Origin of the sequence: Mycolicibacterium frederiksbergense (assembly GCF_012223425.1) — a bacterium.
Classification (GTDB): domain Bacteria; phylum Actinomycetota; class Actinomycetes; order Mycobacteriales; family Mycobacteriaceae; genus Mycobacterium; species Mycobacterium frederiksbergense.
In genome coordinates, this window is the sequence record NZ_CP038799.1 from 2,001,928 (window position 1) to 2,027,441 (window position 25,514).

23 protein-coding genes are annotated in these 25,514 nt (G+C 66.7%); 14 read left to right on the forward strand and 9 right to left on the reverse strand.

The annotated features are described in order from the left end of the window. Positions 1 to 24: 24 nt before the first annotated feature. Both lysE and EXE63_RS12680 read left to right on the forward strand, forming a co-directional pair. Positions 25 to 624 (forward strand): L-lysine exporter, encoded by a 600-nt coding sequence (gene lysE, locus EXE63_RS12675; protein WP_168142260.1) that lies wholly within the window; start codon positions 25 to 27, stop codon positions 622 to 624. Positions 625 to 737: 113 nt separating this feature from the next. Next, on the forward strand, positions 738 to 1,739 hold the full coding sequence (locus EXE63_RS12680; protein ID WP_168142261.1) for a TerC family protein: 1,002 nt from the start codon (positions 738 to 740) through the stop codon (positions 1,737 to 1,739). Positions 1,740 to 1,851: 112 nt separating this feature from the next. Here EXE63_RS12680 and EXE63_RS12685 read toward each other — a convergent pair whose 3' ends face one another. Beyond that, positions 1,852 to 3,180 carry an HNH endonuclease signature motif containing protein gene (locus EXE63_RS12685; RefSeq protein WP_168142262.1) on the reverse strand — a complete coding sequence of 443 codons (1,329 nt, stop codon included), beginning with the start codon at positions 3,178 to 3,180 and terminating at the stop codon, positions 1,852 to 1,854. 385 nt (positions 3,181 to 3,565) lie between these two features. Between EXE63_RS12685 and EXE63_RS12690 the strand changes: the two genes are divergently transcribed. Continuing rightward, on the forward strand, positions 3,566 to 4,450 hold the full coding sequence (locus EXE63_RS12690; RefSeq protein ID WP_168142263.1) for a helix-turn-helix domain-containing protein: 885 nt from the start codon (positions 3,566 to 3,568) through the stop codon (positions 4,448 to 4,450). A gap of 89 nt (positions 4,451 to 4,539) precedes the next feature. Next, on the forward strand, positions 4,540 to 6,768 hold the full coding sequence (locus EXE63_RS12695) for a molybdopterin-dependent oxidoreductase (protein WP_168142264.1): 2,229 nt from the start codon (positions 4,540 to 4,542) through the stop codon (positions 6,766 to 6,768). 153 nt (positions 6,769 to 6,921) lie between these two features. Here EXE63_RS12695 and EXE63_RS12700 read toward each other — a convergent pair whose 3' ends face one another. Both EXE63_RS12700 and EXE63_RS12705 read right to left on the reverse strand, forming a co-directional pair. Next, positions 6,922 to 8,313: an IS1182 family transposase gene (locus EXE63_RS12700; RefSeq protein ID WP_436277479.1), complete on the reverse strand. Its 1,392-nt coding sequence runs from the start codon at positions 8,311 to 8,313 to the stop codon at positions 6,922 to 6,924. A gap of 165 nt (positions 8,314 to 8,478) precedes the next feature. Further along, a complete protein-coding gene (locus EXE63_RS12705) occupies positions 8,479 to 9,006 on the reverse strand; it encodes a gamma carbonic anhydrase family protein (RefSeq protein ID WP_168142265.1) in 528 nt (175 codons plus the stop codon). A gap of 187 nt (positions 9,007 to 9,193) precedes the next feature. Between EXE63_RS12705 and glgX the strand changes: the two genes are divergently transcribed. The 6 genes from glgX (at position 9,194) to EXE63_RS12735 (ending at position 14,991) form a co-directional block, all read left to right on the forward strand. Then, a complete protein-coding gene (gene glgX, locus EXE63_RS12710; RefSeq protein ID WP_168142266.1) occupies positions 9,194 to 11,344 on the forward strand; it encodes a glycogen debranching protein GlgX in 2,151 nt (716 codons plus the stop codon). Positions 11,345 to 11,368: 24 nt separating this feature from the next. Continuing rightward, a complete protein-coding gene (locus EXE63_RS12715; RefSeq protein ID WP_168145552.1) occupies positions 11,369 to 12,169 on the forward strand; it encodes an alpha/beta fold hydrolase in 801 nt (266 codons plus the stop codon). After that, positions 12,166 to 13,332 carry a PP2C family protein-serine/threonine phosphatase gene (locus EXE63_RS12720; protein WP_168142267.1) on the forward strand — a complete coding sequence of 389 codons (1,167 nt, stop codon included), beginning with the start codon at positions 12,166 to 12,168 and terminating at the stop codon, positions 13,330 to 13,332. The genes EXE63_RS12715 and EXE63_RS12720 overlap by 4 nt, the downstream gene beginning before the upstream one ends. Positions 13,333 to 13,509: 177 nt before the next feature. Further along, entirely contained in the window at positions 13,510 to 13,761 is a 252-nt protein-coding gene (locus EXE63_RS12725) for a Hint domain-containing protein (RefSeq protein WP_168142268.1), read from the forward strand. Positions 13,762 to 13,763: 2 nt separating this feature from the next. Further along, entirely contained in the window at positions 13,764 to 14,438 is a 675-nt protein-coding gene (locus EXE63_RS12730) for an alpha/beta hydrolase family protein (protein ID WP_168145553.1), read from the forward strand. A 103-nt stretch (positions 14,439 to 14,541) separates the two neighbouring features. Beyond that, positions 14,542 to 14,991, forward strand: coding sequence for a hypothetical protein (locus EXE63_RS12735; protein WP_168142269.1), 450 nt, complete (start codon positions 14,542 to 14,544; stop codon positions 14,989 to 14,991). Between the two features lie 8 nt (positions 14,992 to 14,999). Here EXE63_RS12735 and treS read toward each other — a convergent pair whose 3' ends face one another. Together treS and EXE63_RS12745 are read right to left on the reverse strand one after the other, a co-directional pair. After that, complete coding sequence (gene treS / locus EXE63_RS12740; RefSeq protein WP_168142270.1) at positions 15,000 to 17,267, reverse strand: maltose alpha-D-glucosyltransferase; 2,268 nt, start codon at positions 17,265 to 17,267, stop codon at positions 15,000 to 15,002. Positions 17,268 to 17,380: 113 nt separating this feature from the next. Continuing rightward, complete coding sequence (locus EXE63_RS12745) at positions 17,381 to 17,809, reverse strand: PPOX class F420-dependent oxidoreductase (RefSeq protein ID WP_168142271.1); 429 nt, start codon at positions 17,807 to 17,809, stop codon at positions 17,381 to 17,383. A gap of 123 nt (positions 17,810 to 17,932) precedes the next feature. On the opposite strand from EXE63_RS12745, the gene EXE63_RS12750 reads away from it, so the two are divergent. Then, entirely contained in the window at positions 17,933 to 18,415 is a 483-nt protein-coding gene (locus EXE63_RS12750; RefSeq protein WP_168142272.1) for an ATP-binding protein, read from the forward strand. Positions 18,416 to 18,422: 7 nt separating this feature from the next. On the opposite strand, the gene EXE63_RS12755 is transcribed toward EXE63_RS12750, so the two are convergent. Beyond that, complete coding sequence (locus tag EXE63_RS12755; RefSeq protein WP_168142273.1) at positions 18,423 to 19,853, reverse strand: DHA2 family efflux MFS transporter permease subunit; 1,431 nt, start codon at positions 19,851 to 19,853, stop codon at positions 18,423 to 18,425. Between the two features lie 162 nt (positions 19,854 to 20,015). On the opposite strand from EXE63_RS12755, the gene EXE63_RS12760 reads away from it, so the two are divergent. Beyond that, on the forward strand, positions 20,016 to 21,368 hold the full coding sequence (locus EXE63_RS12760; RefSeq protein WP_234904469.1) for an APC family permease: 1,353 nt from the start codon (positions 20,016 to 20,018) through the stop codon (positions 21,366 to 21,368). On the opposite strand, the gene EXE63_RS12765 is transcribed toward EXE63_RS12760, so the two are convergent. Further along, on the reverse strand, positions 21,341 to 21,835 hold the full coding sequence (locus tag EXE63_RS12765) for a TspO/MBR family protein (RefSeq protein WP_234904470.1): 495 nt from the start codon (positions 21,833 to 21,835) through the stop codon (positions 21,341 to 21,343). The genes EXE63_RS12760 and EXE63_RS12765 overlap by 28 nt on opposite strands. A gap of 95 nt (positions 21,836 to 21,930) precedes the next feature. Between EXE63_RS12765 and EXE63_RS12770 the strand changes: the two genes are divergently transcribed. Further along, entirely contained in the window at positions 21,931 to 22,368 is a 438-nt protein-coding gene (locus EXE63_RS12770; protein ID WP_168142275.1) for a MarR family winged helix-turn-helix transcriptional regulator, read from the forward strand. Here EXE63_RS12770 and EXE63_RS12775 read toward each other — a convergent pair. Continuing rightward, a complete protein-coding gene (locus tag EXE63_RS12775; protein ID WP_168142276.1) occupies positions 22,361 to 23,497 on the reverse strand; it encodes a hypothetical protein in 1,137 nt (378 codons plus the stop codon). The two genes, EXE63_RS12770 and EXE63_RS12775, sit on opposite strands and share 8 nt — an antisense overlap. A gap of 62 nt (positions 23,498 to 23,559) precedes the next feature. Between EXE63_RS12775 and EXE63_RS12780 the strand changes: the two genes are divergently transcribed. Next, positions 23,560 to 24,219, forward strand: coding sequence for a L,D-transpeptidase family protein (locus EXE63_RS12780; RefSeq protein ID WP_168142277.1), 660 nt, complete (start codon positions 23,560 to 23,562; stop codon positions 24,217 to 24,219). Positions 24,220 to 24,230: 11 nt separating this feature from the next. Here EXE63_RS12780 and EXE63_RS12785 read toward each other — a convergent pair whose 3' ends face one another. Further along, positions 24,231 to 25,481 carry a PucR family transcriptional regulator gene (locus tag EXE63_RS12785; protein WP_234904471.1) on the reverse strand — a complete coding sequence of 417 codons (1,251 nt, stop codon included), beginning with the start codon at positions 25,479 to 25,481 and terminating at the stop codon, positions 24,231 to 24,233. Between the last annotated feature and the right edge of the window lie 33 nt (positions 25,482 to 25,514).

Genomic DNA, 25,514 nt, shown 5'->3' on the forward strand with positions numbered 1-25,514 from the left:
TGGACGCGCCCTACCGTCAGCACCATGGCTTCACCTGTCTTCATCGGATTCCTGACCACCATGGCATTGATCGCTGCGATCGGCGCACAGAACGCCTTCGTGCTGCGCCAGGGCATCCGCGGCGAGCATGTGGTGCCGGTGATCGCGCTGTGCACGGTGTCGGACCTGATCCTGATCGCCGCCGGGATCGCCGGCGTCGGCGCACTGATAACCGCGCACCCGACCGCGGTGACGGTCGCCAAGATCGGCGGCGCCGCCTTCCTGATCGGCTACGGACTGCTGGCCGCGCGGCGGGCACTTCGGCCGAGCGCGCTGAACCCTTCCGAAGAGACCCCCGCGCGCCTGGCCGAGGTGCTGCTCACCGCTGCGGCGCTCACTTGGCTGAACCCGCATGTGTACCTCGACACCGTCATCCTGCTCGGGTCCCTGGCCAACGAACATCAAGAGCAGCGTTGGCTTTTCGGCGCCGGTGCGGTCGCGGCGAGCGCCCTGTGGTTCACCGGACTGGGCCTCGGCGCGCGCAAGCTCGCCGGGCTGTTCGCGAATCCGTCCACCTGGCGCGTCCTGGACGGGATCATCGCGGTGGTGATGGTGGCGCTCGGGGTGTGGATGGCGGTCTCCTGACCGGGGCAGATAGTTGTTTAGCAGAGCGAACTTTTCGCGTCGTTAAAGTTGGGCGCAGGGCGGCGAGCAGCGCTTCCCGCCCGTGACCCTCTGACCCGAAAGGTGATGTGTGCATGCTCGAGATCAGCGGCGTGACATGGGGTGTGACGATCGGCGTGATCGTCGGACTGCTGGCTGTCGACCTCATCCTGGCGGCGGTCCGGCCGCACCGCGTCGGCTTCCGCGAGGCCACCGCGTGGTCGGTGTTCTACATCCTGGTGGCCGTCGGCTTCGGGGTGTGGTTCACGATGGCCCACGGCGGGGACTTCGGCACGCAGTACTTCGCGGGGTACATCGTCGAGAAGAGTCTGTCGGTCGACAACCTGTTCGTGTTCGTCATCATCATGACGACCTTCGCGGTACCCGAGGAGCACCAGCACAAGGTGCTGACCTTCGGCATCATCCTCGCGCTCATCATGCGGGCGATCTTCATCGCACTCGGTGCGACTCTGCTGTCCCTGTTCTCCTTCATGTTCCTGATCTTCGGTCTGCTGCTGATCTACACCGCGGTCCAGCTCTTCCGGCACCGCAACGAGGATCCCGATGTCGAGAACAACATCATGATCCGGGCGACCCGCAAGATCCTGCCCATCAGCGATGACTACGACGGCGGCAAGCTGCTGACCCGCCGGGAGGGCCGGCGGATGGCGACCCCGCTGCTGGCGGTCCTCATCGCGATCGGCAGCGTGGATCTGCTGTTCGCACTCGATTCGATCCCCGCGGTCTTCGGCGTCACCAGCGAGCCCTACATCGTCTTCACCGCAAACGCTTTCGCGCTCCTCGGGTTGCGTGCGCTGTTCTTCCTCGTGAAGGGCCTGCTGGACCGGCTGGTCTACCTGTCGACCGGGCTGTCGATCATCCTGGCCTTCATCGGCGCGAAGCTCATCCTGCACTGGGGGCATGTCGACATCGATGCGCGCATCCCCGAGATCAACACCTATCTGAGCCTCGTCGTGATCATCGGCATCCTGGTGATCGTCACCGTCGCCAGCCTGGCCAAGACTCGCAAGGACCCCTCGGCCAAGGCGCATGCCGGTTCACTCCGCGCGTCGCGGAAGGAACCGCGGGAAGAGTGATTCCGCTTCGCCCGCTGGATATTTCGGTCCGCGGCAGTGCGTACCGAAATATCCAGCGGCTTCCCGCGGCGGCGATTTCTCTGTGTAGTTTTCAAGGTGCCGAGAGTTGGGGTTATGCGGCTGCCGAGAGGTCGGTCATGGTGCGTCGGGCGTGGGATCTCAGGCGTGCCGGTTCGGGGCCGGCCGGGTCATGGGGTTGGATGAACCAGGGGTGGCGGTCGGGGCCGAGGTAGACCTGCCAGCCGCCGTGGTGGATGGCGGTGTGGTGCAGTCGGCACAGCAGCACCCCGTTGTCGATGCTGGTGTGCCCACCGCTGCTCCACGGGGTGATGTGGTGGGCGTCGCACCAGGAACCGGGTCGTCCGCAGCCGGGGAATGCGCAGCCCCGATCGCGGATACCCAGGGCTTTGCGCAGCGCCGGGGTGAACAGTCGCTCGGCGCGCCCGAGGTCCAGCGGTATGCCCGAATGGTCGACGAGCACCGTGGTCAAGGTGCTGTCGCAGGCAATCAGGTCCGCGGTGCTGGCGCTGACCGGGCCGGTGAACCCCAGTGAATCCACAGACCCCTCGGCCCCCGCTGCGGACCCCACTGATGCGGCGGAGCGGATGAGGGTGACATGCGGAAGGACACCCCCTGATGTGGGTCGCCGTTGGCCCGAAAGATAGTCGCGGATGATCTGTCCGAACGCGTCGGCGCGGCGCCGCCCAGTCGGCCGGGGATCCGGTGATCCATCCGGCAACGGTACCGGCCGGCACAACGGATCCAACGCGGCCAACAGTTCTTCCCCGGTGAGTATGTCGAGATCCAGTCCGGCACTGACCCGCCCGTCCTCGCCCTGCACCACGGCCATGTCGTTGAGGTCGGGGTTCTCCGCCACCGGCACCGCCCCGTCGTCGACCGGCCGGGTCTTGGCTGTGGCGATGGCGATCGCCCGTGCCTTCTTCTGCACTGCTGCCGGGGTGGTCTCGATCATCAGCTTCGTCACGACCTCGGCCCGGTCCTCGTCGCACAACGGCACCCGGTTGTGGATGTGGGCGACGCCCTTGCCAACGGCGTCGGCGAACTCGATACCGACCCCACCCAGGCGCTGCTGGTGGGTCAACGCGGGCAAGGTGTGCGCGGCCCGCCCCACCCGTACCGCGCGCTGCGCGGCACCGGGCGCCACACCCAGCGCGGTGAGCAGATCGGCGCCGGAGCCCAGGTGTTTACGTGCGGGGATCCCGGCCCGTTCGGCGGCCGCGACCGCCTCGGAAATCACATGATCCAGCAGATTCCGCGCGGCCACCGCGCCCGCCAGCACCGCCAGCAACCGGTGTTCATCGATCACCCGCCGCGGGCAGTCCAGCAGATGAAACAACGTGCGATCCTCATCCCGCGCAGGCACCGGGGTGAGGTCATCGATCAGCGCATCAACAAACGCGTCGAGATGGGTGGCGTCCATAGGGATACCGACTTTCACAGAAGGTGCCCACCAACAGGGGACACGATCAGGCACTACGATCCGCACAGCCCCCAGGGGGCCATCGAACCTCGCGGCGACCGAAGTCGCGGTCTGTGCTCACCGAGCGGAGATGGGAGCAACGTCGCATTCGAACTTATGTTCGATCGTACGCCGCGCCATTGCATGGTGCAAGTGTCATGTCTCAAGACATCGGTGACAGTTCTGCATCAGGACATCGGTGACACTTTGAGGGTGCGGGCTCAGCGACGGTGACAGCCTGCAGAACCGCGCGTCCTCGGCAACCGCGCGCCCCGGCCCCCGATCACGCCGTTGGTGAACATGGCTGGACCGGATCAGAGCATCACGGTGATTAGGATCGGGCCAAATGGCCCGCAGATCTCCGCAAACCGAGCGTCTCGTCGAGATGGTCGAGTATCTGGCGGCGGACCCGCATCGGGAGTACCAGCTCACCGAGCTGGCCCGCCTGGTCAATCTCGACGCCGCCACCTGCCATCCGATGCTCACCGAGCTCACCCGGGTGGGCTGGCTGGTCAAGGACCGCGTGCACAAGACCTACCGGCTCGGGCCGCGTCTCATCTCCGTCGGCGCCTCGGCGCAGGCGTCCCTGCAGATCGCCACCTACGCCCGCCCCGAGATGCAACGCGTGAGTACTGAAACCGGTGTGCCCGCCTGCCTGTTCATCCCGTCCTCCGACGATCTGGTGATCGCCGACCTGACATATCCGGACGGCAAAGACAGCGGGCATCTCCCATTGCAGGCCGGCGATCACATCGAGTTCGGGCCGCCGCTCGGCGCGGTGCTGGCGGCGTGGGCCGGCCAGTACACCGTCGACACGTGGCTGCGCCGCGTCGAGCCGGGACCCGACGACCCGGGGCGCACCTGGCAGATCCTGCGGACCATCCGGGAACGCCGATTCTCGGTCGAGTTGTCACCGGCGTCGCAGGCCGAGATGCGCGAGCTGACGGATTTTGCGATCGGGGAGGTGCACGGCTCCCGCCGGGCCGCACGCATGATCGGTGGACAGCGGCCGGTCATGACACCGGAGCTGATGCTCGGGGACATCGACGACGCCGCGGTCTACGCGCCGCTGTCGGTCAGCGCGGCCTGCTTCGACCCCGGGGGCAATCCGGTCGCCGCGCTGTCGGTGCTGACGATGGCCGAGCCCAGAACCGGCCGAGAGCTGCGGGACCTCGGGGCGAGCGTCAGCGCCGCGGCGGGCGCCATCACCGCGCGCCTCCACGGCCGCTGATACCTGCGCGTTTTGCACTATGCAAATCCTTGCCCGCAGGCTCTCATCCGACTTACGGTGACCGGCACCACAGTGATCGAGGAGGCCCCGTGAGTGTCGAGCAGAAGGTGACCTACTGCCGGATCTGTGAGCCGCTGTGCGGGCTGATCGCCACCGTCGAGGACGGCCGCCTCCAGTCGCTGCGCCCCGACAAGGACCATCCGCTATCCCAGGGCCGGGCATGCCCGAAGGGCATCGCGTTCACCGATGTGCAGAACGACCCCGACCGGGTGCTCAACCCGTTGCGCCGGGAATCCGATGGCAGCTTCACCGAGGTCGGCTGGGATGACGCGCTCGCCGACATCGCGCGCAGGCTGCAGGGGGTGCTCGACACCCACGGCGGCGACTCGGTCGGTGAGTACCTGGGCAACCCGTCGGCGTTCGGGTACGCCGCGAGCCTGTGGTCGGGCCTGTTCATGAAACGGATCGGCGCCGGGCATCTGTACTCGGCCGGATCCCAGGACATCAACAGCCGCTACGTGGCGAGCAAACTGCTCTATGGGGCCGCCACCCAGATCCCGTTCCCCGATCTGCCGCGCACCGATTTCCTGTTCATGCTCGGCGCCAATCCACTGGTGTCACATGGCAGCGCGCTTCGGGTGCCCCGGGTCAGGGACGACCTGTCGGCGATCGTCAAACGCGGCGGCCGCATCATCGTGGTCGATCCGCGCCGCACCGAAACCGCGGCCGCCTACGAACATGTGGCGGTGCGCCCGGATTCGGATTCCTGGCTGATGCTCTCGCTGCTGCACGTCGTGTTCGCCGACGGCCTGGAGGACGGAGCGGCCATGGCGGCGCAGTCGACCGGTGCCGCCACCCTGCGTGCGCTGTGCGCGGACTTCCCACCGGAGGACACCGCCATCCGCACCGGGGTCCCCGCAGCGACCGTACGCGCGCTGGCCCACGACTTCGCCACCGCCCGAACGGCCGTCGCCTATGGACGCACCGGCGCCTGCCTCGGGCATCACGGCACCCTGGTCAGCTTCCTGATCGACGCGCTCAACCTGGTGACCGGGAACATGGACCGGCCCGGCGGGGCGCTGATGTCACACCAGGTGATTCCGGTCGAGGACATGGGCGAACGATCGGGCGCGTTCGGCTACAACAGCAAGCGGTCCCGGATCGGTGACTTCCCCGATGTTTTCGGTTCCTTCCCGGCTGCGCTGATCGCCGACGAGATCACCACGCCCGGCGCGGGCCAGTTGCGCGCACTGTTCGTCTTCGCCGGCAATCCGGTGCTGTCGGTGCCCGACAGCGCCGCCCTGGACGCGGCGCTGCAACAGCTGGACCTGCTGGTGTCGCTGGACCTCTACGTCAACGAGACCAATCGGCACGCCGACTACATTCTGCCGGCCACCACCTTCCTGGAACGCGACGATATGCCGATGGCGTTCGCCGGCTGCTGCCCGACGGTGTTCCTGCAGGCCGCAGAGCCGGTGCTGGAACCGTACGGGCAGGCCCGACCGGAATGGGAAGTGTTCGAGGAGTTGGCCGCCCGGATGGACGTGTCGCTGCTGGCCGCCGGTCCGCTGGTCCGACTCAACCCGGTGCTGCGCTGGCTGGAACGCCGAGGCCTGCGACTCACCCCGCAGAAGATGATGAACACGCTGCTGCGCATCGGGCCGTACGGGGACCGGTTCGGGCTGCGCCGGAGTGGGCTGAATCCGCAGAAGCTCAAGGACAATCCGCACGGCATCGTGCTGGCCGAACACGCGCCGCACGGGGTGCTGCGCGATGTGGTTGTCCACCGGGACGGCAAGGTGTGCCTGGACCCGGCCGAGATCGTCACCGAGGTCGCCCGGCTCGGCACCGCACCCAGCACGAGTCCACAATTTCCCTTGTCGGCCATCGGCATTCGCGAGTTGAGGTCACAGAACAGCTGGATGCACAACAGCCCCACCCTGATGAAGGGCACCCGCCGGCAGCGCGCCCGGATCAACGCCGCCGACGCCGAGGCGGCCGGGATCACCGACGGTGACATCGCGCGGGTGGTCTCCGCGACCGGAGCGATCGAACTGGAGATGACGATCACCGACGAGGTCGGCCCCGGCACCATCGCGATCCCCCAGGGTTGGGGACACCGCGGCGGCGGCTGGCGGTTGGCGAATGCCAACCCCGGCGTCAATGTGAACGAGTTGACCTCGAGCCGCCCCGAGGACCTCGAGGCACTTGCTGGCATGTCGGTGCTCAACGGGGTGGCGGTGCGACTGGAGGCGGTGGCTCCAGGCGGCGAGGACCGCGCGACTCTCGGTGCTCGCGCGGCGTTCTCACACCCCTAGGAGCGTGGGTCGGTAAGGCTTCGAGCGGGTGTGTGGCGTCGAGTCTGGGTAGAGATGGTATTGCGGGGTCTGCGGCGTTCTGAGTGGATGTTCGGTGTAGACGTGCCCCGATGAGTCGTGTGTCGGCAACTGGGGCGGCCAGCGGATGCCCCGTTAGGCTGGCAGGGCGGTGAGTCCGGTAATTCCGATGTGGCCGTGCAATTTTCGCAGGTTGTGGCAGGCAGCCAGAAGTAGCCATTCCCCGCGGGCTTGGTCCAACCCGCGCAGCAGTAGCGCTTTGGCGTTCTGCAGGGTCGACATTTGACCGAACACCGGTTCGACGATCGCTTTGCGGCGGGCATAGACCGCGTGGCCTTTCTTCGTGGTGAGCTTGCGGGCCATCCGCTGCTTGCCGGTTGCGTTGTTGGGGATCCGCCCGCGCGGCGGTGCCGGGGTCGGTTCGTCGCGGCGGCGGCGGCCGGTGGCGATGAAGAACTCGGTGCCGTGGGTGGCGGTGAATTGCGTTGCCTTATCGAGGTTGTCCGCGGAGCAGTAGCCGGCATCGGCGAGCATCTGGCCGGGGACCTGCCCGGTGTTGGTGAGGGTCTGTTCGGTCATCGAGATCAAGTTCATGACGTCGGAGGCGTTGGTGCCCAACTCGGTGGCCACGATCACCTGATGGTCGGAGTCGACCACGGCCTGGGCGTTATAGCACTGGTGGAACGCCCCATCGCCGGTGAGCATGATCTTCGACTCAGGGTCGGTGAAGTTGCGTTGCGACTTGGGTTTCGGTGTCGCCTCCTCGGCGGCGGCGGTCCCTTTCTCGGCGGCGGTGTCGTCGTCATCGCCGCGCTCGCGGGCTTTGGCCTCGGCGTGTTCACGCGCCGCTTGGGCGGCTTCGGCTTCCAGTGCGGCCTTGGCTTCCCGAATCGCCGCCAGCCGGGTTTCACGGCGCCGTAGTTCCTCGGGTAGTTCATCACCGCGGCGGTTCTTGCCGAACTTCTTATCTTCGGCAGTGTCGATACGTTCGGCCTCAGCCAACAACGCCGAGACCTCCCCGGCGAGGACCTTTTCCTTCTCGGTCATCCGGGCGTAACTCATCGCTTTACGTTTAGAGGCATTGGCCCGGACTTTCGTTCCGTCGAGGGCGACTCGGCCCAGGCTGACCATGCCCGCGGCCTGGCATAACGCCAACGCTTGGACGAACAAGTGCCCCAACGCGGAGAGGTGGCGTTTACGGAACCGGGCGATCGCCCGGTAATCCGGGGCCGATCCGGCGGCCAGCCAGCGAAATGCCACCACATCAACACAGGCCGCCTCCAGCTTGCGCGAGGAGCGGACCCCGGTGGTGTAGCCGTAGAGCAGGATCCGCACCATCAACCGCGGGTCATACGGCGGCCCGCCACGGACCTCGGTATAGACGCCATGGATCCGGGACAGGTCCAGATGCTCATCAACAAGCTCGGCGACGAACCGGGCCAGATGCTCAGCCGGTAGCCAATCATCGAGCGAGGGCGGAAACAACAGGTCCTGATCCGGGGCGAACACCCGAAACGTCTTATCCACCGGCGCCTTTGACGCCACGGAATGCGGTTCAACCCTGTCCGAAGGGTCTACCTCGAACAAACCATCCGGATCGAGATCATCAGGCATACCCCATCATCGCTGATACACCACCATCAACCAGACATCCCGCCAGGCGTGTTACTGACCCACGCTCCTAGCGCCGGTTCAGGACGAGTTCGCGTCGCGGTGCACACCCAACAGGTACTCGTAGGCGGACGCATTCACAACGTTGGCCTCGATCTCCTCCGCGTTGAGCTCGCGGCGCACCTTGGCCGGCACACCGGCCACCATCGATCGTGGCGGGATGACCATCCGCTGCGGCACCACCGCGCCCGGGGCGATCAGCGACTGGGCGCCGATGACGGCGCCGTTGCCGATGACGGCGCCGATGCCGATCAGGCAGTCGTCCTCGACCGTGCACCCGTGCAGCACCGCGTTGTGACCGATCGTGACCCGCGCACCGATCTTGACGGGGAAGCCCGGATCCGTGTGGATGGTGACGCTGTCCTGAACGTTGGAGCCCGGCCCCACCTCGATCGGCTCGAACTCCGCCCGCAATGTCGCCGAGTACCAGACGCTGGCGTTCGCACCGAGCAGGACGTTGCCGATCACGGCCGCGTTCGGCGCCACCCACGAGGTGACGGCCAACCGCGGCGTTCGGTCCGGAAGGGCGATGATCAGCGGCTCTGCCATGCACCGATTGTGCCCAACGCCCACCGGGAACCCCCATCCGGGCCATTCGGGGACCGCAGACGAGCGGCCCGCGAGGACGTGACCGGCCTCGCAGAATACGATCGACACAAGCGGGGTACCCAGTACTCCCGTCGCTCAGCGCTGAGCCGCGCAGTCTGAAGTACGCCGTTGAGCAGTGAGGACGTCCATGTCGGTATCTCCCAAACCGTCGACCAGCCAGGTGGCCGAGCAGGAGGTGTGGCCGGGTAAGGCCTACCCCCTCGGCGCGACCTATGACGGTTCCGGTACCAACTTCGCCCTCTTCAGTGAGGTCGCCGAACGGGTGGAACTCTGCCTGTTCGACGAGGACGGTACCGAGACCAGATATCGGTTGCCCGAGGTGGACGGTTTCGTCTGGCACGGCTTCCTGCCGGCTGTGGAACCGGGTCAGCGGTACGGCTACCGGGTGCACGGCCCGCACGACCCTGCGGCCGGTCATCGGTGCAATCCCCACAAACTGCTGCTCGACCCCTACGCCAAGGCCATCGACGGGACCTTCCAGTGGGACCAGTCGCTGTTCGGCTACAACTTCGGGGAGCCCGACAGCCGCAACGATGACGACTCCGCGGCCAGCATGCCGAAGTCTGTGGTGATCAGCCCGTTCTTCGACTGGGGTATCGACCGCCCGCCGCAGCGCGAGTATGCCGACAGCTTCATCTACGAGGCGCATGTCAAGGGCCTCACCGAGACACACCCGGACATCCCCGACGCGATGCGCGGCACCTACGCCGCGATCGGACATCCGGCGATCGTCGATCACCTCAAGGCGCTCGGTGTCACCGCCATCGAACTGATGCCGGTGCACCACTTCGCCAATGACTCGACGCTGATCGACAAGGGCCTGTCCAACTACTGGGGTTACAACACCATCGGGTTCTTCGCCCCCGATGCGAAGTACTCCAGCAGCGGCACCCCCGGCGGCCAGGTGCAGGAGTTCAAGGCGATGGTGCGCACCCTGCACGAGGCCGGTATCGAGGTGATCCTGGATGTGGTCTACAACCACACCGCCGAGGGCAACCATCTCGGCCCCACGGTGTCGATGCGCGGGATCGACAACGCCGCCTACTACCGCCTTGTCGACGACGACAACCGTTACTACATGGACTACACGGGAACCGGTAACAGCCTCAACGTCGGACACCCGCATTCGCTGCAACTCATCATGGATTCGTTGCGGTACTGGGTGACCGACATGCACGTCGACGGTTTCCGATTCGACCTGGCATCGACGCTGGCCCGCGAGTTCTACGATGTCGACAAGCTGTCGACGTTCTTCGAACTGGTGCAACAGGATCCGACTGTCAGTCAGGTGAAGCTCATCGCCGAGCCGTGGGACGTCGGCCCCGGCGGATATCAGGTGGGGAACTTCCCACCGCAGTGGACCGAATGGAACGGCAAATACCGCGACACGGTGCGCGATTTCTGGCGCGGTGAGGCAGGCAGCCTCGGCGAGTTCGCATCCCGACTCACCGGTTCGGCGGACCTCTACGAACAGAGCGCACGCCGCCCCGTCGCCTCGATCAACTTCGTCATCGCCCACGATGGCTTCACGTTGCGAGACCTGGTGTCCTACAACGAGAAGCACAATGACGCCAACGGTGAGGACAACAACGACGGAGAGAGCCACAACAGGTCGTGGAACTGCGGGGTCGAAGGGCCCACCGACGATCCGGAGATCACTGCCCTGCGCGCCCAGCAGGAGCGCAATTTCCTGACCACGCTGCTGCTCTCCCAGGGCGTGCCGATGATCTGCCACGGTGACGAACTCGGCCGCACCCAGGGCGGCAACAACAACGGGTACTGCCAGGACAACGAGATCACCTGGGTCGACTGGGCGAACGCCGACCAGGAGTTGATGGACTTCGCCGCCCTGGTCTCGGCGCTGCGCGCCGAACACCCGGTCTTCCGCAGGCGCCGGTTCTTCAACGGCCGGCCGGTACGCCAACGTGGATCCGCCGGCGTGCCCGACATCTCCTGGTTCCGGCCCGACGGTTCGGAGATGAGCGACGAGGATTGGGACACCGGGTTCGGCAAGTCGATCGCGGTCTACCTCAACGGCAACGGCATACCGGATCTGGATGCCCGCGGCCAGCGGGTCACCGACGACTCGTTCGTCGTGTGCTTCAACGGCCATCACGAACCCCTGGAGTTCACGCTGCCACCCGAGGAGTTCGGACCGGCCTGGCACACCGTCATCGATACCGCGATGCCGGCCGGTACCGGTGACGAGACCGTCCCCGCGGGGGCCTCACGCAAGGTCGCGGGCCGCTCGGTCACGGTGTTCCAACAGGCGGGGTGAGCGGCTGGTCCTATGCTGCTCACCATGGGTGTGGTGGCCAGGAACAACATCAAGATGGTGGGCGTCGAGGGCGCTCCCCTGCTGCTGTTGGCCCATGGGTTCGGCTGCGACCAGAACTTGTGGCGGCCCATCGTCGAACGCCTCCGGTCCGATTTCCGGATCATGCTGATGGACCACGTGGGAGCCGGTGGCGCCGACCCCGCGGCGTGGGACGCGGACAAATACTCGACGCTGCACGGGTACGCGGCCGATGTGCTGGACATCGTGCGCGAGCTCGACCTGCACGACGTGGTGTACGTCGGCCATTCGGTGGCGGCGATGATCGGCGCCCTGGCGGTCATCGCCGACCCGAGCCGCTTCGCCAAACTCGTCATGGTGACGCCGTCACCGCGCTATATCGACGACGGCGACTATCACGGCGGCTTCTCCGAGAGCGATATCGACGAACTTCTGGAATCCATCGACGCGAACTACCTGGGCTGGTCGCGGGCGATGGCGCCAGTGATCATGGGCAATCCGGACCGCCCAGACCTGCACGCCGAGCTCGAGGAAACGTTCTGCCGGACCGACCCTGCCTGCGCCCGGGTGTTCGCCCGCACAACGTTCTTGTCCGACAATCGATCTGATCTTCCGCACGTTCCGGTGCCCACGCTGGTCCTGGAGTGCACACAGGATGCCATCGCCCCGCGCACCGTCGGCACCTTCGTCCAGCAGCAGATCCCCGGCAGCACATTGGTCACCCTCGACGCGGTGGGCCATTGCCCACACGTGAGTGACCCGGACGCCACCGCGGCGGCCATCGCCGCGTTCGCGGGCACCCAATGACCAGCCTCGATTTCGAGGACTTCTGGGACAATTCGCCGTCCGGGCATCTGATCCTGACTGCCGACGGTCGCATCGTCAGCGCCAACGCCACCATCATCGACCGGCTGCGTTACCCCAAGGGCGCGCTGCACGAGAAGTCCTTCTCAGATCTGCTGACCACCGGCGGAAAGATCCACTACGAAACCCACTTCGTTCCGCTGCTGCGGATGACGGGCACGCTCGAAGGTGTCACCGTCGACATGCTGACCTCCGACGGCGCGCGGCTCCCGATGTTCCTGACCGCCAATGTCAAAGCGGCGAGCCCAGAAGCGCCCGAATTGTGGCGCGTCACCGCGGTCGATGCCGGGGACCGCCGGGCCTACGAACGCGAACTCCTGGAGCAGCGCCGTCGCGCGGAGACCGAGCAGGAGCGGGCGCGCGCGTTCGCCGCCACGCTGCGCCGCTCACTGCACCCGCCGTTGTTGTCGCCGCCACCGGGTCTGGATGCCGCCGACCACTACCACACCGCCTCACCCGACGATGTGGGCGGTGACTTCTATGATCTGTTCCCGCTGCCCCCGAACACCTGGGGTTTCTTCCTCGGCGATGTCGCGGGCAAGGGCGTCGACGCCGCCGTCGTCACCACGCTGACCCGCTATGTCCTGCGCTCGGCCGCGGTGTTCGACGACGCCCCCGAGCAGGTGCTGCACAACCTCAACGCGGTGCTGCACCAGCAGTTGGGCATCGAACGCCATCGGCTGTGCACCGTGGTCTACGGAAACCTCACAGCGCGGGGTGACGGTTTCGACGTCGACCTCGCCAGCGCGGGTCACCCGCCCCCGCTGCTGCTCGGCGGGGACGGGAGCGCCTACTTCGCCGACACCATCGGCGGCCAGGCCGTCGGCATGATCGAGGATCCGCACTTCTTCAGCAGCCGAATGCATCTCGGGCCCGGTGACACCCTGGTGCTCTACACCGACGGATTGACCGAGGCGCGAGTCGGCCCGGGCACCGCACGCTACGACGACGATGGCGCGCTGCTGCGGTTCGCCCGCGAGCAGGCGCCGGCCAGTGCCTCCGAGGTCGTCGACGCCATTCGGCGGCTGCTCGACGCGCTGGGCGACGGCGTCGAGGACGATGCCGCGGTGCTCGCCTTCGGAGTGCCGCGGAGCGGCGACGCGTAGGCCGAGGCTGGTTTTTGAACCTCACGGTTGCATCCGACACGTCACCTGAACTCCGGGTACTGAAGCAACCATTCCACCCTCGGCACCTACGACCGTACGCCCGATACATCACGATGGGGACCCACACTTCACCAGGGACGTGTTTGCAGCGGCACCGATGTGGCTACCGACCCAGGTATGTCTGAATCTTCTGTTGACGGTCGCATCGACGCGGTGGCCCCCGGCGACCTGGTCGCGCTCGATCGTGGCGCCGGCGAGCTGGCCTACAAAGTGGTCCACAAGGAAGAGAGCGAATCCGGTTTCCTGGTCACCTTCGAGGGTGACGACGGCGAGACATTCCAGCTCACCATCGCCGCCGGTGAGCCGGTGAAGCGGTCTCTGGAGTCGAAGTGGGAGTCGGCGCAGAGTCCCACGCCGCACTCGATGTGACTGTGCACACTGTCGAGTACGCGCCGGGGCGGTCCGCCGATCTGTTCGGAGAGCCGTCGCGACCCATCGTGCTGCTGTGGCACGGTACGCAGACAGATTCCCGGGCCGCGGTCCGCGTGCTCGCCGAAGCCGTCGCCGAGCACGGGGTCGGGGTGATCGCCCCGGACTGGGATTCGCACGCCGCCGACGGTGGGCGTGCGGACCTGCTGAACTCGGCGCGATTTGCGCGCACGCGCAGCGCCGGCGCCGATCTCGTGCTCGTCGGCTGGTCGCTGGGCGGTGTTGCCGCGGCCGGGTTGACGCTCCGTGCACAAGAGTTCGATGTTGCTGTCGCGCACACGGTCTGCCTCGGCGGGGCGTTCATGGTGGATGATCCGATCTCCGGTGGTCCGGTGCTGCGGGCTGTCCCCGATACCGGCTTGCGGACGCCATTGAGCCTGCTTGTCGGCGCGGGCGACGATGTGGTGCCCGCATCAGCCGCCGTCGACTTCGCGGCAGGCCTGCGCGCGCTGGAGTGGCCGGTCGAGATCGTCGAGGTGGCCGCCGACCATGGATCGATAGCCGGGGCGCGCTATGACGCTGCCGCCGACCGGTACGAAGCGGACGACGACCCCGCCACCGCGGTCGTCGCCCGTGCGGTCGCCACGCATATCGCCGCGGTGGCGTACAACGCCTGACTCCGGGCGATGCTCGGCCGAAAAGGCGACCTCGCCGTCTGCGGTGCGTTTACTCCGCCCGAGTCGCCGGGTAACCGCACGGCAACGGACGAGAGGGCAGGACATGGGCACTGGACCCGGAAGACACGCACGCAGGACACCGCACACCACCGTGCTCAGCCTGTCGATTTCCTTTGCAGTCGCATTCGCCGCCGTCGTCACCGCGCTCCTCATGCACCTGATGGACTCGGGCGTCGCGGCGCCTCGTCCCGAGCCCGCGCCCGTTGCCGTCACGCAGCCCGTCACCCAGGAAGGCCGAGTGATCGCCATCGCACCCGATTCGTTGACCGCCCAGGGGCCCGACGGGGTGGCGCGAACGTATCGCGTCGACGATCAGACGCACGGCATCACCGCAGCCGGAAGCCAACTGGGCGGCACTGCCGAACGTTTCACACTCAATGACGAAGTGTCCATCATCGGGGTGATCCGCGGCGGGCACAACGTCGCCACCACCGTCGTGCACCGCGATGTCGCCGATCTCAACGGCCCCCCGATGGACTACGCCCTGCCCTGATCGTTCGGTCAGTCGGCAGGATCTTCGGTGACCGGCCGCTCGACCAACAGCGACATCCCGTGGTGCGCCGGCATCTCCACGGTGAAGCTGTGCAGGTCATCGACGTGGGCGATCTCTTTGCCGCTGAACATGTCCGAGACGACCGCGTCCGGTGGCAGGAACTCCGAACGCACCGTCCCGGCGATATCGGCGTTGGCGAAATTGAGCACCGTCAGTTGCAGCTGGTGCGGATCTGCCAGCTGATGCACCATGACCAGCATGCCGCGGTGCGACACCTCCGGGATATCCACCTGGGTGCTGGTGGCGATGCCGAAATGCGTACGCACGGCCAGAATCGCCTGCAGCTGCCGCAGGAAGCTGGCCTCATTGTCCATCTGATCCGGGATCGATCCGTAGAGGCTGGTGCCGCGCGGCATCCCGGCACTGGAGTGCCGGGCATCGGGGTTCACACCCATGAGGTCATGCGCGGCGCGATGGATCCACCGGGTGTCCCCGCCACGGAGCAGTTCGCTCACATCACCGGGCGGGAGCGTCAGCATGCCGCACAGGTCCCACCCCGAGAGCGCGAAGACGCCCGGCTGCAGGGCGTTGAACATCGCGAGCAGCAGATGCGCACGCCGGATGGGATCGATATCGGTGATCTCGTCAAGGTCGGATATACCGAGCGTCGCCGCGATCACGGTCGCCGTCGTGCAGGCGATGCCGTTGGTGGTGAACACCAGGTTGTACGGGGCGTCGGGACCGGTGAGCGCCTCGACCAGGTCGGTGCGCACGCTGTGCCCGAGTTGTTCGCCGGTGACCTCGTGGCCCTTGTAGGTGTAGATGTCGTCGCGATGCCCGGCCGACCAGTGCACGAGTTCGTAGGTCAGTTCGTCGTGGTTCTGCATGGCGTGCACCAGCGAGGCCGGATCGATGTCCGTCTCCAGCGTGGTGCGCAGGGTCAGCCGGAGGAACTCGGTGTCGGCGGTGGCCAGCGCGTGCTGGTAGGCGGGCCGGTTGATGAAGTCATAGGACAGGTCCGGCCCGGCGATGCTGTTCTCGCGGATGTCGTCGATGGTGAGATTGAGCTCCTGGAAGGTGAATCCACCGAGCTTGCGCACCATGCTGCCGATGAACTGGTTCGCCGCCTGCGACAGCGGGTGCCCCTCGGACCAGCCGACGTCGTCCTCTGAGGACTTCTCGGCGCCGAGGAACCCGTTGGCGTCCAGGCGCAGACCGCCGGTGCCCAGGTCGGACAGTGAATGCAGCGCGTCGCCGATCACCAGCCGCATTCCCGCGAAGCTGGGATCAAGCCAGTTGATGGAGGGCTGACCGTCCTTGAAGTAGTGCAGGTACACCCAGCGCCGCTCGACACCGTCCACGCCGACGATCGGGCGGGTCACGCTCCAGTTGGTCTCCTTGATGCCCTCGGCGTAGAAGATGACGCGCTGCAGGCGGCCGATGATGTAGCCGGCCTTGTCGAGCCAATCCTCGGTCGCGGCATCGCAATTCACCGAATCCGCACCCTCGGGAACGTCGGGAAGATGCTCCCAGTCACGCGGATCGATATCCACCATGTGGTAGATGCCCGGGTAGTCGGCGTACTTCATCTCGGCCAGCCGGAAGTCTGCCCCCTTGCCGGTGTGACCCGGCACGATGTCATCGATGATCGTGCCGCCATACCAGTTGGCGGTTCCGCACATCTGCCGAAACTCGTCCTCGGATCCGAAGGCCGGGTCGATCTGCGTGCTGATGCGGTCGAAGTGGCCGTCCACACTCGGAGTGAGCTGCCAGCCCGAGATGCCGCCGGCCCGTTTCACCGGACCGGTGTGCACGGCCTGGATACCGATCTCCGCGAAGGCCTTCCACAGTGATTCATCGGACATCGCCTTGAGGAACGACTCGTCGGAGCGGGTGATCAGCGACAGCGGGTAGGCGGTGAACCACACCGACGCGGTCTCCACCGCGGTCCGCGGGTTGGGCCGGGCGAAGGGGTTCTGCCACATCGAACCCTGTCCGGAGAACTGCTGGCTGATCTCGTTGGCGTCGGCAAGCATCGACTGCGACAACAGCCACGAGACATAGGCCTGGTTTTCTCCGGTCGGCGGGCCGTCCTGGGCCAGCGACCGCCGCACGAACGGGGTGCGCACCCTGGGGCGGAACCGCAAGACTTTCGGGCGCGCCGGATGCAGGTGCTCGTCGAAGGTGATCTCCGCAGGCTCGTTGGCCTGATCTTCGGGTTTGGGGTCCGATGATGTGGCGGCAGGTTCCGACGGCTCGGCCGCGTGTGTCGACATCTGACTCCTCCCAGGTCTCGCGCAGCCGCAGCCCCGCCGTCGGTGTTATTGCCGTTATGCCTTGCACGGAAACTTCCGCACGACCAACGCTACAGAGAGTTGCCGATCCCCGGTCAGTCGGCGACGTCGAAGGCGGCGATGACCTTGCGCGGCGTGATGCGCACGACCAGTTCCCCGGGGACGCCATTGCGTTCGCCGTACTCGTCGGCACGCTGCTCGCCCATGTAGCGCGCCGCGATGCGGGTGGCGGTACCGCGTAGATCCGGGTCGTTCTCGCTGAGCTCAGCCGTGCCCTGCACCTGGACGAAGGAGAACGGCGGGCGCTCGTCGTCGACGAGGAGCACCACCCGAGGATCACGTTGCAGGGCACGGCCTTTGGCGGTGTTCGCGCCGGTGTTGAAGACCAGCCGGCCGTCCTCCACCAGAAACCAGACGGGAGCGATCAGGGGGCGGCCGTCGGCCGCGACGTAGCCGAGCTTGCCGGTCCGGGTGCCCGCCGACAGAAATGTGATGACGTCCTCGCTCAGCGAATCAGTTGCCATATGTCCATCATGCGCCAGCCCGGCAGGCGATACCGCTGGTACCCAATATGTTTGCCACGCTGTGCTGAGTTGTTATCCCCGTCACGAATGAACATCGCCCAAACTGGGTAAAGTGCCCATGTCATGGGTGATCGAGGACGGCAGCGCGCGGCATTCTCCCGCCCGGGAGTCGTTGCCACGATGGTGCACGCCGTGCAGATCCGTGACGACTTCGCCGCCTGGCTTGCCCGGTCTCTGAGCGTGGACGCGGAGAAGACCAGCGACATCGTTCTCGCCGTCAACGAGGCGCTGGCGAACGCGGCCGAACACGCCTACCTGGACTCCCCCGAGCCGGGACCGATGCATGTGCGCGCCGACCACGATCCGCAACTGGCCACGCTGACGGTGTGGATCACCGACGAGGGCCGCTGGCGCGCGAAGGAGCCCGCGACAGCGCCCAACCCCGCGCGGGGCCGCGGGCTGATATTGATGCGAGCGCTCACCGACAGCGCCGCGGTCGACTCGACGGCCACCGGCACCGAGGTGCGGCTGCACTGGGACCAGATCGCGGCACGTCCCGCCGATGCCGCCGATGCCGAACAGGACGACGACCGCCTGCTCGCATAGCGGGCCGCTAATGAGTCGGTGTGCCGCCGGCCGGAAGCGGACGCGTCGCGGTGAAGAATGCCAGGACCACGGCGACTGCGCCGATCATCGCCGCCGCCACAAAGGCCGCGTGCACGCCGGGCATATCCGGTGCGCCACCCGAGGCGGACGCCTTGGCCATGACCGTGACGAACAGTGCAGTGCCGGCCGCGCCCGCGACCTGTTGCAGGGTCGTCATGATGGCGCTGCCGTGGGAGTACAGCCGGTCGGGCAGGGCGCTGAGGGCATCGGTCATCAGCGGAGTGAACATCATCGACAGTCCCACCATCATGATCGTCTGCAGGACAACGAGTTCCCAGACCGGCGTGGCCGCCGACAGCAGCGCGAAGCCACACAGCGACAGGAACAGCAGGAACGAGCCGGGAACGACCAGCCGGCGCGCCCCGTGCCGGTCGTACACGCGCCCGACCAGCGGCCCCGCCAAGCCCATCAACAGTCCGCCCGGCAGGCTCGTCAGCCCGGCCACCAGGGCGCTCTTCCCCAGGACGTCCTGTACGTAGAGCGGCACCATGATGATCGCGCCGAACAGCCCGGTGAAGCCGATGACCACCAGACCCACCGAGACCGAGAACCGCCGGTAGGTGAACGGCCGCAGATCCAGGAACGCACGATCATCGCGTTGCAACCGCAGCTGCCGCGCGCCGAACAGCACCATCGCGACCGCACCGGCGCCCAGCGGCACCCACGCCGGTACGGACTGACCGCCGTGCCCGGGCGCGCCCAGTTCCGAGAGCCCGAACACCAAGCCCGCGAACGCGATCGCCGAAAGCGGCACCGAGACAGGATCGATGCGGGTGGGTTGTTCTCGCTCATCTGCGACGCGCAGCCACATCCACCCGGCGGCGAGTCCGAGCAGGGCGATGGGCAACACGATCCAGAACATCCAGCGCCAGTTCAGCGATCCGAGGATGAAACCGGACAGGGTGGGCCCCACCGCGGGTGCGACGGCGATGACGATCGAGATGGTGCCCATGGTCTGCCCGCGACGTTCGGCGAGGATCAACTTCATGACCGTCGTCATCAGCAGCGGCACCATGACCGCGGTGCCGCACGCCTGCACGATGCGTCCGGCCAGCAGGACGGCGAAGCCCGGCGCCAGTGCGCAGACCAGGGTGCCCGCGCAGAACAGCGACATCGACGCCACGAAGATGGCCCGAACCGGAAAACGTTGCAACAGTGATCCCGACATCGGGATCACCACGGCCATGGTGAGCAGGAAGCCGCTGGTCAGCCATTGCGCCGTGCGGGCGGCGATCTCCAGATCGACGATCAGCACGGGAAGCGCGACGCTCATGATCGTCTCGTTGAGGATCATGACGAACGCGGAGAACACCAGCAGCGCGATGATGACGCCCGCGCTGGGCGGTGCTTTCGGCTGCGCTGCTGTTCGGGTACTCATGCACACTCCCTGGGTGACCGCACATAGTTAGCGCGGCTACCCAGAGTAGGCGCGAGTCCGTGGGTCGCGAAACTGAATATTCTCCCGCCCCGCGATCTGCGTGCGATCGGCCTCCGCGGGGTACACCGCATCATCACGGCAACGGCTCGCGCGGAGGCAGGGATGACATCAGAGGCCATGGCGCATGCGCCGCAAGGCGCACCTCCCGAGGGCAAGCTCGCCCGAAAGATCACCGGTCCGCTGTTGTTCCTGTTCATCCTCGGCGACGTCCTCGGAGCGGGGATCTATGCCTTGATGGGGGTACTGGCCGGCGAGGTCGGCGGGGCATTGTGGGTGCCGCTGCTGGCAGCGCTCCTGTTGGCACTGCTGACCGCGGGTTCGTACGCCGAACTGGTCACCAAGTACCCGAAGGCCGGTGGTGCGGCGGTCTTCGCGGAGCGGGCCTTCCGTCGTCCGCTGGTGTCGTTCCTGGTCGGCTTCTGCATGCTCGCGGCGGGCGTGACCAGCGCGGCGGGACTGTCACTCGCCTTCGCCGGGGATTACCTCGCCACGTTCATCGATGTGCCGGCAATACCGGCCGCCGTAGTGTTTCTCGGGCTGGTCGCGGCGCTCAACGCCCGCGGGATCAGCGAATCGCTGAAAAGCAACGTGGTCCTGACGGTCATCGAGTTGACCGGCCTGCTGATCGTGATCGTCGCGGGTGCAGTGATGGTCGGCCGAGGCGGCGGTGACCTCGGGCGAGTCGTGGAGTTCCCCGCGGACACGACGCCGGCCCTGGCGATCCTGGGCGGAGCGATCATCGCCTACTACTCGTTCGTCGGATTCGAGACCTCGGCCAATGTCGTTGAGGAGATCCGTGATCCGAGCAAGGTCTACCCACGGGTGCTGTTCGCCTCGCTGATCACCGCAGGAGTCGTCTACGTCCTGGTCGGCCTCGCGAGCGCCGCCGTGTTGTCGCCCGAGGAATTGTCCCGGTCCAGCGGTCCCCTGCTCGACGTCGTCTCGGTGTCCGGACTCGGTGTTCCCGCGTGGGCGTTCAGCGCCATCGCATTGGTGGCGGTGGCCAACGGGGCCCTGCTGACCATGATCATGTCGAGCCGGTTGGCATTCGGCATGGCAGAGCACGGTCTCCTGCCAAAACAATTGGGTTACGTTCTGCCGCAACGCCGCACACCGTGGGTCGCGATCGTGGGAACGACCGTCGTGGCGATGCTACTCACGCTGGTCGGCGATCTGTCGACCTTGGCGGAGACGGTGGTGCTGCTGCTGTTGTTCGTGTTCATCTCGACCAACGTCGCGGTCCTGGTGCTGCGGCGAGACACCGTGGATCATCCGCATTTCCGGGTGTGGACGGCGGTGCCGGTGCTGGGTGTGGCATCGTGCCTGCTGCTGTTGACCCAGCAGTCCGCGAAGGTCTGGCTGTTCGCGGCCGTCCTGCTCGCCGTGGGCGCCGTCCTGTTCCTGGTGACCCGGCGCCTCGGCGCGTCTCAGGCGTTCAGCGACCACACGGCGTAGTTCAGCGCCGTCGCGAACAGCACCCACCCGAGGTAGGGAATCAGCATCACGGCCGCGAGGCGGTTCGCCCTCCAGAACAGTGCGATCGTGGCGGCGACCGCGACGTCGAGTGCCACGATGTCCACCAGGGCCAGGCCTCGCCAGCCGAGCCCGAAGAACAACGGTGACCAGGCCAGGTTGAGGGCGAGTTGCACGCCGTAGACGATGATCGCCGGATTGCTCCACCGCGGGTTCGCCCGCCAGATCAGCCAGGCCGCCACCGCCATCAGCACATACAGGACGGTCCACACCGGGCCGAACAGGAAGGACGGTGGGGCCCAACTGGGTTGTGCCAGCTGTCCGTACTCGGATGCGGCATCGGCCGACGCGTACCCGCCCAGCGCCGCGACCACGGCGACGACGAGTAGCGAGACGACAAGTGCGGGAATGTGTTGGGAGCGGCCTGTGGTCGATGTCTCGGTGGTCATCTGCATCCATCCTTGGAGTCGGGGCTCTTCCTATATTGTTCAGCCTGCTGAATAAATTGCAAATGGCTCGACCCGACGAGAGGCACACATCGCTGATGGACGGCATCGATGGATGGCCGACGGGGCGGCTGCTCTCGATGGCGGCCCGACTCGTCGAGCAGTCCTGGGAGCACGTGCTGCGCGAGTACGACCTGTCCAGCGCCGGCCTGATCGTCCTGCACGTGGTGGCGCCCGGGCCGGCGACCCAACGCGAGATCGCCCAGGCCTGCCGGGTGACCGATCAGACCGCCAGCCGCACCATCGAACGACTCGAACGCCTGGGCTATGTCCGCCGCCAGACCGACCCCCGCGATGAGCGACGCAAATCGGTGATGAGCACACCGACCGGTCGCCGCGTGTATGAGGCGCTGCTCGAACGCGAACGCAACGACCCGGCCCTGATCGCCGCGATCGGCGACCACGAACCGGCACTGCGCCGCCTGCTCATCGAACTCATCCGCACCCAGCAGGCGCCCGGGCGGTCGATCACCTGACCGCGGCGTGGTACCGATGCCGGGCGGCCAGGGCGAGTTCCATCTCGGCGAGCAATGGGTCGAGGAACTCCTTGCGGTACTCACCGTCGCCGACGGCACGCACGCTGACGTACATGAAGGTCAATGCCGCCAGGAGTGCGGTCACGTGCAGGTGCGCCACGGAGACCGGCAAGGCGATGTCGAACCAGACACTTTGGGCCGAGGCGCCATTGGTGAGTTTGTCCGATACTGCCGGGTTCAGCACGATCAGGCCCATCGTGAAGAACACCGCACCGGTGACGATGGCGAGCAACAGCATCTGGGTCACCTGCGAAACCGTCAGCACCAGTAGCAGATTCACGCGCTCGCTTTTCCGGAGCGGTGCGGCGTCAGCGCCGGCCACCAAGTCGGCGAACGGTGTGCCGGCAAGACCTGCTTCGGCGCGATCGGGTAGCGGCGCGGCGGTGACCGTGTTCAGTGCGTCGAGAATCCCGGACACCAGGAAGGAAACCGCGATCAGTCCCAGAAACCCGACCAGCAGGGCCATCCGGAGCACGTCGAGATCCGTCGCGATGGTCCACACGAGCGTGTTGAAGAAGACGAGCACCGTCAGCAGGACCACCGGGAGCGCGCGGGCCATCAACCGGCCGGCCGACCGCAACTGACGAAACGTCACGCGCGCGGACCACCCCAGGATCGATCCGATTCCGGTACCGGTGGCGACCAGGATCGCGGCGATGATCGCTGCATCGACGAGCGTGTCCCGCACCAGGTTGGCACCTCCGTCGCCGTACCAGTCCGACGCCAACGCGACGACGACGGCAATCCCCGAGGCGACCCAGCGTCCGCGTCTGCCGGATATCCACGAAACGCAATAGCCGGCCAGCAGCATCGCGGCCGGAATGGCCGCCAGCACAACCAAAGCCAGCCATTGCGATGCCGACGGATCAGCATCGACGTCGACGTCGCTGTCCCCGGATGCCACCATCACCACCAGGCTGAGCAGCATGAGCACCGCAAACGCGGCCAGGGCCGGCGCCGACCGCGGCACGACATCGCGGCACCGCGCCTTGATCGGTACGGCGGATGGCAACCCACGCTGCAGGAACCAGCGGTCGGCAGCAGTCATCGCTTCGGCGTTCGCAGGCATGCTCCCAAGTTATCCGGGCAAGCACTCACTAGTGTTGAGGACGACCGGAAGGATGTTCGCGAATGCCGACGAAGCTCGTGCGCCTGCTCGCGGGGCCCGCTGCCGCGCTGCTCGGCGTGCTGTCCGCGGGCTCGGCGGGAGCCGAGCCCGTGCGGGAACAGCTCATCATCGTGGAGGCGCCGCAGGCCGATTCACCGATCGGCACGCTCACGGCCTATGAGCGGACCGGCGGCGAGTGGCGAACGGTGCTCGGACCGACCCACGCCGATCTCGGCGAACTGGGCGTGGGCGAACCCCAGGACGATGTCTTCCGCACCCCGGTCGGCACCTTCCCGCTGGGGATGGCCTTCGGCCGGGAGCCCAACCCGGGGACCACGATGCCCTACACCCGGGTGGACAACTCGGACTGGTGGGACGAGGACGTCGACTCCCCCACCTACAACACCCTCGTGCGGTCGCCGACGATGCCGTCCGAGGATGCCGAGAACCTGGGGCGCTCCGGCGAGATCTACGACTACGCCGTGCTCGTCGAGCACAACCCGCAGCGGATCCCCGGGCGCTCGGCGGGCATCTTCGTGCACGTCACCGACGGCGAACCGACATGGGGTTGCGTCGCGATCGATCGGGACCGGATGCGCACACTGCTCCAGTGGCTCGATCCGGCCGCCGCGCCGCGGATCATCGTGGGTGTTGGTCGGCAGGTACCGCCGGCGGGTGGTTGATCCCCGACGGTTCACCGGGCCAGCACCGCGTTGCCGTACCAATGGCACAGCAGCAGAGCGACTTCCACGTCGAGCACGTCATCGGCGATGGGTCGGCCCCGGCGCTCGATCGCCCGCGCCACCCGATACTTCACCGAATTGAAGTGCAGGTGCAGTTCCCCGGCGGCGGCCGTGAAACTCGATCCTGCACGTAAGAACACCCGCAGGGTGTCACGGAGCCGCTCATCCCTGTCGTCGACTGTGGCCAGCGGCCCCAGGACCTCGCGCACCCAGACCCGCGCCTCGTCCAGATTCCCCCCGGCCAGACCGGCCAGCAGGAGTCCCGGCTCGCCGGCACCGACCACCCGGCCGGGGGCATTCTCCGCGGCGGTCATCACCGCGCGCACCAGCTGCGCCTGACGGTGCGAACGGCGAAACCCGTCCACCCCCGGAAGGAGTTGGCCCGCAGCAATATTGACCAGCGTGCCCGACGTGTCAAGTGGCGGCACGAAATGGTCGTTCTCCAGCGGTATCCAGGCCCACCCGGTCAGCCGGTCCGCCGAGACGAACAGGGCGCGGTCGCGGGCGCCGACTGCCGTGGCGTAATCACGGACATGGCGTTCCAGGGTGGTCAGTTCATCGTGGTCGGCGGATTCCTCACACCACAGCACCAGCGCCAGGTGGTTGCACCGCAGCGGATAGCGCAGCACGGTGGAGACCGCGTCGATGTCGATATCGTCATCGCCGGCCAAGACGGCACGAATCTCTGCTACCCGCAGGTGGTTTCGGCTCTGTTGCCAGCGCCCGTGTTCATCCTGATGGACGGTGAGAACCTGCTGACTGATCCAATCGATATAGCGGAATGTCACCGTGAGGATCTCATCGAAGACGTCCAGCCGGTGCTGCGCATCGAGGTCGGAGGTCCGGATCTCCTCGAGCAGGATCTTGAGCACCTCCTGGTGGCCGATCCGGTAGGCGCGCACCAAGGTGTTGGCCGCTATATCCCGCTGCGCCAGCCGCCTCGCATACTCCAGAGCGGCCGTCGGTGCCTCGACATGCTCCACCGGAATGCCGTGACGGATCGCCGAGAATACCGTGTCGATGTTCGCGGCCACGTTGTCCCGCATCAACTGCACGAGTTGCGCGTCACCACGTAGGTCGGAGACCTCATCCATCAGGACGGCCTGCGTGCGGGCGGTGACCTCATCGAGCCTGTCGGCGAGTCGACTGACCACCGCCGCTGCGGATTGCGCGACCGGGCCGCCTGCAGTTTGTTCGTCCACATTCGGCACCTTACTTGTCTTCACAGAACAAAG